Here is a 7,538-nt window from a genome sequence, read left to right as displayed (position 1 = left end):
CCCCGCCGGTGGCGTTCGGGTCCACATCTCGGGGATCGACGTCGTCCGCGACCAGGAAGGTATCTTCCGGGTTCTCGAAGACAACGTCCGCGTCCCCAGCGGCGTGAGTTACGTCCTGGAGAACCGACGCGCCATGGCCAAGGGGCTGCCGGAGGCATTCGGGCAACAGCACATCCGGCCGGTCGAAGAGTACCCCCGTCGTCTTCTTGCGGCGCTGCGGAAGACGGCGCCGTCGTCGGCTGAAGACCCGACAGTGGTGGTCCTCACTCCCGGGGTCTTCAACTCCGCCTACTTTGAACACACCCTGCTGGCGGGACTGATGGGTGTGGAACTGGTGGAGGGCCGGGATCTGATCTGCCGTGGCAACCGCGTCTACATGCGCACCACCGCCGGCGAGCAACGTGTCGACGTCATCTATAAGCGGATTGACGACGAGTTCCTTGATCCGTTGCAGTTCCGTTCCGATTCGATGCTCGGCTGCCCCGGCCTGGTCAACGCCGCGCGCGCCGGCACCGTGACGATCGCCAATGCCCTGGGTAACGGGGTGGCCGACGACAAGCTCGTCTACACCTACGTCCCCGACCTGATCAGGTACTACCTCAGCGAAGAGCCAATCATCGCCAACGTCGACACGTACCGGCTGGAGGATCCAGCGGCCCGCGAAGAGGTGCTGGACCGGCTGGACGAACTGGTGGTCAAGCCGGTGGACGGTTCCGGCGGCAAGGGCCTCGTCATCGGCCCCGACGCGTCGAAGGAAGAACTGGACGCCCTGAGGGAGCGGGTCACGGCTGACCCCCGCGGTTGGATCGCGCAGCCAGTCCTCCAGCTCTCAACGGTGCCGACCATGTCCGGCGGTCAGTTCAGTCCCCGCCACGTGGACCTTCGCCCGTTCGCGGTGAACGACGGCGACGACGTCTGGGTGCTGCCGGGTGGGCTCACCCGGGTGGCCATGAAGGAAGGTTCCCTGATTGTGAACTCCAGCCAGGGCGGCGGTTCCAAGGACACCTGGGTGGTCGACGAACAGAATCAGACCCCGGTGCGCCCGGTCGTCGACACCGTGCGTCGCCCAGTCCAGGAACGGGTCTGGCCGATCGAATCGGGGTGGCAGGACCGGCAACCGGAACAACAGCAGCAACAGGCCGATTCGGTTGAAGCCCCAGCCGGGGGACACCGCGTGAACCGTGGAGAGGACACAGTCAATGCTTAGCCGGATCGCTGAATCCCTATTCTGGATTGGTCGTTACGTGGAGCGCGCCGATGGCACGGCCCGTATCCTCGATGTTCACCTGGAGCGCCTGAACCAGATGCCGCGCAGCGAACAGCGCGATGTGTCCCGTCAGCTGCTAGGAGTAATGGGCAGCCGGGCGGAAGGTGACGAGCTTGAATTGTCAGACCTTTTGCAGTCCCTGGCCTACGACCGGACCAGCACCACCTCCATTGCCGGCGCCTTGGGCGCAGCACGTGAGAACGCCCGACGGGCACGGGAGACCGTGTCAGGCAGCGTGTGGGAAAGCCTCAACACCACCTGGTATGGCCTGACCCAGCACCGCAAGGATGTGGTGGGGACCTACCGCTTCTGCCATTGGGTGGTTGAACGTACTGCGATGATCCGGGGCCTGTCGGATACCACCATGAGCCACGACGAAAGCTGGCAGTTCCTGGTGCTGGGCCGGAGCCTTGAGCGGGCGGATATGACAGCGCGTATGTTGTCCACCCACGATGTGCATGCGGCAGGCATGTCCTGGGTCAACATGTTGCGGTGTGCCGGCGCCTACGAGTCATTCCTGCGCACCCGGAGGGCATCGTTTGGCGACCAGCAGGCGGCGGAGTTCCTGCTGTTGGACCGGTTGTTTCCGAGGTCGATCGTGTACGCGCTGAGCGACGCTGAGAAGTGCCTGACCAATCTCAACCCCGCCTACCGCCGGGTCGGGTTTATCAACGATGCCAGCCGAATCGTCGGTCAGGCCCGAACGTTCCTTGAGTTCCACCAGACCGACGACCTGATGTCAGAGTTGCCCGAGCACATGGAGCGCGTCCAGAAGGCCTGTGCCCAGGCTTCCGACGCAATTTCACGCACCTACTTTTCCCAGGCAGACGAGCTGTCCTGGGTGGGAGAACTCTCATGACCCGCTTGCTGATCACCCATCGCACAGGCTACAACTATGTGCGCAAAGTGACTTTGTCCTACAACGAGGCGCGGATGACGCCGCTCACAGACCCCCAGCAGGTGGTCCTTGAGTCGACGTTGAAGGTATCGCCGTCGAGCGCTGCCGTGTCGACATACCGCGATTACTGGGGTACCAGGGTGACCGCGTTCGACATGCAGAGCACCCACGAGGCGCTTGAGGTGACAGCCGTCACCACCGTTGAGGTGAGCCGGATAGAGCGGATTCCTGCCGAGGATGAGGTGGTGACCTGGGATCACCTTCGCTCCGACGAGGTCATCAATGAGTTCGGCGACTGGCTGCCGCAAACCGGGTTGACCGACCCTGACCCGGAAGTCAGCGCTAACGCGTTACGGCTGGCAGCTGATCGCAATCCGCATCAGGCAGTGCACGCGATCTTTGAGTGGATCAAGCAAGAGATGTCCTACGTGCAGGGCGTCACCGGAGTGCAGACCAATGCTCGGGACGCCTGGGACTCACGGAAGGGGGTTTGCCAGGATTTGGCGCATCTCGCAATTGGCGCGTTCCGCAGCATCGGCATTCCCGCACGCTACATTTCGGGGTACCTGCATCCACGCAGCAGCGCAGGCATCGGGGAGACTGTCGCCGGGCAGTCCCACGCCTGGGTCGAGTGGTGGGATGGCGAGTGGCGCGGCTGGGACCCCACGAACAGTGGACCGGTCAGTGACTTCCATGTTTCGGTGGCGCGTGGCCGGGACTATAAGGATGTATCGCCGCTGAAGGGGATTCTGTCAGGCGGCGGCGGGTCGACGTTGAACGTGAAAGTGGAGATCACCCGCGTCGCCTAGGGCAGTTCCGGGCTGCGTTCGTGCGGTACCCCCGGGATGCCGCGATCGGAGGTGCCGGATCGAATTTTTGCGGGCTCGGTGCCTCAACATCGTTGGTCGAAATCGAACTGGTGGTGTTCGCTGTGGGCTTAATCCGGGTGGGTCCTGCTCGCCTGCCTGACGCCGAAGAATGTCAGTGGCAGATGATGTGATGGAGGTATGGAGCAGCAGGAGAAAGCCGGCGGGAACCGCAGCATCGCTGAGGTTTTTACGGCCAGCCTGGGCGCGGCTAGCCCGGGTTCTGTTGACTCGGTTTCGTTGGCTGGATGGATCCATCGTGGAGCACCGGCGAGGTGGCGGGTGTGTTGCGGCGACTCGGGAAGGCCAGCCGGGCCCACCGGTTTGCAGCCAACACGGCGGCCACCGAGGTCGAACTGGCTGGCCCCGAATCGCTGGTCACCCTGTTGCTGCCATGGAATGCCATCCGAAACTCAGCGAAGGAACCCGCTGGAAAACCAGACGGACCAGACGACGGAGCAGCTGAAGGGCCGGCTGGCGGGCCGGGCGACGGAGCAGGTCAGGAACCGGCTGGCGGGCCGGGTCAAGAACCGGCTGGCAGGCCGGGCGAGGCAGCGTCGGATCCGGTGGCGAAGATCTCTGACCTGTTACTGGCCGCGGATCGGCTGCTGTCCTGGGCGACAGCCCGGCAGGCGGAACTGGTCGCTGATCTGCACCGCGAAGTGCAAAGCCTCGCCGCGTCCCAGGCAGCATCCCAGGCCGCGTCGCGGGCCGGGTCGCAGGCCGGGTCGCGGAGTGGGGTCGGTAACGGGCTGGGGTTCACCCTGACGGCCGAGGAACTGGCGCCGTTGCTGAACCTTTCAGGGCGGGCCGCGCACCGGTTACTGGGTCAAAGCCTGACCCTGGCCCTGGACCTCCCGAAAACCCTCCAGTGCCTGGGGATGGGAATGGTTTCGGTCCGGCAAGCCCAGGTCATCGTCGATGAAACCCTCACCGTCCCCGAGGAAGCGCTTCCCGCCTTCGAGGATGCGGTACTCAAAACCGGCGCCCAGCTCACCGCCCCACGGTTGAAGACCAAATGCCGGCTAGTGCGGGAGAAACTGCACCCCGAAACGATCACCGCCCGCCGGGCCGCAGCCGCAGCGGACCGCCACGTCGAACTCACCCCGGACGATGACGGCATGGCGTGGCTCTCAGCGTATCTACCCGCCGAGCAAGCCTGCGGGATCGAACACCGGCTCACGTTCATGGCCAGAGCCCTCCAAAACCCCCAGGAGGACCGCACCCTCACCCAACTCAAAGCCGACATCCTCGGAGACCTCCTCACCCACCACTGCACCCCCGGCCCCTCAACAACCACCAGCACACACAACACCAGCAACACAGGCACTACAGGCACTACAGACGCTGCAGGAGGTGCTGCTGGTGCTGCTGGTGCTACTGGTGTTGGCGGTCCTGGTGCTGGGGCTCCTGGAGCTGCTGGGGCTGATGCTGGTGCGACCAGTGGTGGTGGTGGGTTAGTTGATCTGGCCACGGTACTGGGCGTGCACCCGGTGGTGTTCGTGACCGTACCCGTGATGACCCTGCTCGGCGGCAACACACCAGCCGACCTCGCCGGCTACGGTCCGATCGACCCGGACACCGCCCGGAAACTCGCCGCCCACGCCAAGGGATTCACCCGGATCCTCACCCACCCCGAAACCGGCACCGTCCTGAGCGTCGGCCGGGAACGGTATACGGTCCCGGAAAGTCTCCGACGGACCATACTCGTCAGGGATAAAACGTGCCGACACCCCGGCTGCAACCGGCCAGCCCCGGCCTGCGATCTCGACCACACGATCCCCTGGCACCAGGGCGGCACCACCAGCTACGACAACCTCGCAGCGCTCTGCCGCAAACACCACAAACTCAAAACCGAAGGCTACTGGCACTACCACCAACCCGAACCCGGCACCCTCACCGCCACCTCACTAACCGGCAAAACCTACACCACCACCCCCGACCCACCACCCTTCTAAAAACGGCGATCACGCGCCGCGGAGGGAAAAAGCAGGTCAGGAATGGGCAGGTCTCAGATCGGGTGGACGAAGTGTTCAGCCAGGACTGAACCCAAGGTCGGCCACGATTTACCTAGCCCGGAAGAACTACCTGCCCCTTGCTAAGGATGGTCAGTCCGGACTCCGTCACAGTGTAGCCGCGGCTAAGGTCCAGCTCGCGGTCAACCCCGATCCTGGCACCGGCCGGCACTCTGACGTTTTTGTCGATGATCGCCCGCCGGACAATAGCCCCCGGACCGATGGACACCTTGTCCATCAGCACCGACCCCGACACAGATGCACCTTCGTCAACAAACACATCGGTGGCAAGGATGGACCCCTGCACCTGGCCTCCGGAAACCACTGCACCGTTCGAGACGATCGAGTCGTGAGCTACACCGGAACCGCCTGACGCGCTGCGGACGAACTTGGCCGGGGGAGAGACACTTTGCCGCGTGTAGATCGGCCATTCCAGGTTGTACAGATTGAATAGTGGCAGGGGAGAGATGAGGTCCATGTTGGCGTCGTAGTACGAGTCGAGAGTTCCGACGTCGCGCCAGTACTGACGGTCCCTGTCCATGGAGCCAGCAATGTCGTTGGAGGTGAAGTCATAGACTGCTGCATCTCCCCGTTCAACGAAATACGGAATGATGTCGCCACCCATGTCGTGCTTGGTGTTCAGCCGGGCAGCGTCTTCTTCGAGGGCCGCGACCAGAGCGTCAGCGGTGAACACATAGTTACCCATCGACGCCAGGAAGCTATTCGGATCGTCGGGCAACCCGGGGGTGCTCTCCGGCTTTTCGACGAACCCGGAAATCCGGCCTGAGCCATCGGTCTGGATGACGCCGAACTGGTCAACCAGGTTCATTGGCTGCCGGACCGCCGCGACACTGGCCGATGCACCGCTGGCAATGTGAGCAGCAACCATCTGCTCGAAGTCCATCCGGTAGACGTGGTCGGCGCCAATCACCACCACAATGTCAGGGTTCGCATCGTGGATCAGATTGAGGGATTGGTAGATGGCGTTGGCACTGCCCAGAAACCAGCTTTTTCCTCGCCGTTGCTGCGCCGGGACCGACGCCACATACTGCTGCAGCTGGGTGGACATGCGCCAGGTCTCGGAAATGTGGCGGTCCAGGCTGTGGGACTTGTACTGGGTGAGCACCACAATTTCCAGGTACCCCGAGTTTACGAGGTTCGAGAGTGCGAAATCGATCAGCCGGTAAATGCCGCCAAACGGCACTGCGGGCTTCGCACGATCGGCCGTGAGTGGCATGAGTCGTTTTCCCTCGCCCCCGGCTAGGACGATCGCCAGTACTTTTTTCAATGCCACGAATGGCCCCCTGCCCTGCTGTTGCTCTTCATTGAGTTATTACCTCTTGATTGACTCACACTAGATGAGATGGCCGCGCTGCACTACGTTTGGAAACGTGCGTATAGACATTGTGACAAAAGAGTTCCCACCCGAGATCTACGGCGGCGCCGGAGTGCACGTTGCTGAGCTAAGCCGAGTGCTGGCCAGCCAGGTGGATTTGCGGGTTCACTGCTTCGGCGCGGAGCGGAGTCCCGATTATCACGGGGCGACCGTGAGCACCTACCTGCCCCCGGCCGAGTTGAACCGCTCGAACGCCGCGGTGCAGACCTTCGGAACCGATCTGGCGATGCTGGACGGGCTGGCTGGCGCGGATGTGGTGCACTCCCACACCTGGTACGCGAACATGGCGGGGCATCTCGCATCCCTCCTGTACGGGGTGCCGCATGTCCTCAGTGCCCACAGTCTCGAGCNGAGCCGTTACGGCCGTGGAAGGCTGAGCAGCTCGGCGGTGGCTACGCGCTGTCTTCGTGGGCCGAACGAACCTCCTACGAGGCCGCCGCAGCGGTCATTGCCGTCTCGCATGGGATGCGCGCGGATATCCTGCGCAGCTACCCGGATGTTGACCCCGACAAGGTGCACGTCGTGCACAACGGCATCGATGTGAGCCTCTGGGAACGGGATACCAACCACGACGCCGTCAGGAAGTTGGGCATCGACCCGGACCGCCCCAGCGTGGTGTTCGTGGGACGGAACACCCGTCAGAAAGGCGTTCCCTACCTCCTCCGTGCAGCGGCGCTGCTGGAGCCCGGCGTGCAGTTGGTGCTCTGTCTCGGTGCCGCCGACACGCCCGAGCTGGCAGCCGAAACCGCTCAGCTGATCGCTGAGCTGGAAGCCAAGCGCGGATCGGTGGTGCTGATCGAACGCATGTTGCCCCGGAACGAGCTCATCCAGGTCCTGAGCACGGCCACCGTCTTCGCCTGCCCCTCCATCTACGAGCCCCTCGGCATCGTGAACCTTGAGGCGATGGCGTGCGGCGCGGCAGTCGTTGCCAGCGCCACCGGAGGCATCCCGGAGGTGGTCGACGACGGCGTGACCGGCACCCTGGTCCCGCTGGAACAGGTGACCGACGGTACGGGTATCCCCTTGGATCCTGAACGGTTCGTCACCGACTTCGCGGCGGCCGTAAACGCCCTGGTTGCAGACCCGGACCGGGCCC

The 7,538-nt window shown here is 63.7% G+C and carries 5 protein-coding genes and 1 pseudogene; 5 read left to right on the top strand and 1 reads right to left on the bottom strand.

Features of this window, described 5'->3' with window-relative positions:
• The 4 genes from K728_RS0109290 to K728_RS20920 all read left to right on the top strand — a co-directional run.
• Positions 1-1,207: circularly permuted type 2 ATP-grasp protein (locus K728_RS0109290; protein WP_443110952.1), on the top strand; the 1,207-nt coding region annotated here is incomplete at its 5' end.
• Positions 1,200-2,126, top strand: a complete 927-nt coding sequence (locus tag K728_RS0109285; RefSeq protein ID WP_019482679.1) for an alpha-E domain-containing protein — start codon at positions 1,200-1,202, stop codon at positions 2,124-2,126. The genes K728_RS0109290 and K728_RS0109285, both read left to right, overlap by 8 nt.
• Complete coding sequence (locus tag K728_RS0109280) at positions 2,123-2,974, top strand: transglutaminase family protein (RefSeq protein WP_019482680.1); 852 nt, start codon at positions 2,123-2,125, stop codon at positions 2,972-2,974. The genes K728_RS0109285 and K728_RS0109280 overlap by 4 nt, the downstream gene beginning before the upstream one ends.
• Positions 2,975-3,279: 305 nt before the next feature.
• Positions 3,280-4,989 (top strand): HNH endonuclease signature motif containing protein, encoded by a 1,710-nt coding sequence (locus tag K728_RS20920; protein WP_024476521.1) that lies wholly within the window; start codon positions 3,280-3,282, stop codon positions 4,987-4,989.
• A gap of 112 nt (positions 4,990-5,101) precedes the next feature.
• Here the strand turns inward: K728_RS20920 and glgC are convergent, their stop codons facing one another.
• Positions 5,102-6,340 (bottom strand): glucose-1-phosphate adenylyltransferase, encoded by a 1,239-nt coding sequence (glgC, locus tag K728_RS0109270; protein WP_024476520.1) that lies wholly within the window; start codon positions 6,338-6,340, stop codon positions 5,102-5,104.
• Between the two features lie 97 nt (positions 6,341-6,437).
• On the opposite strand from glgC, the pseudogene glgA reads away from it, so the two are divergent.
• A pseudogene (gene glgA, locus K728_RS19005) lies at positions 6,438-7,538 on the top strand (glycogen synthase); the annotation flags it as partial.

It is taken from the genome of Arthrobacter sp. CAL618, from assembly GCF_000468215.1.
Lineage (GTDB): Bacteria > Actinomycetota > Actinomycetes > Actinomycetales > Micrococcaceae > Arthrobacter_D.
The sequence above is the reverse complement of the archived record's forward strand: the minus strand, read 5'-3'. Positions and strand labels throughout refer to the sequence as shown.

Bases quoted from the DNA above. Each gene is read 5' to 3' on its own strand.
- K728_RS0109285 (WP_019482679.1), top strand. From the start codon at position 1,200: ATGCTTAGCCGGATCGCTGAATCCCTATTCTGGATTGGTCGTTACGTG.
- K728_RS20920 (WP_024476521.1), top strand. From the start codon at position 3,280: ATGGATCCATCGTGGAGCACCGGCGAGGTGGCGGGTGTGTTGCGGCGA.
- K728_RS0109280 (WP_019482680.1), top strand. From the start codon at position 2,123: ATGACCCGCTTGCTGATCACCCATCGCACAGGCTACAACTATGTGCGC.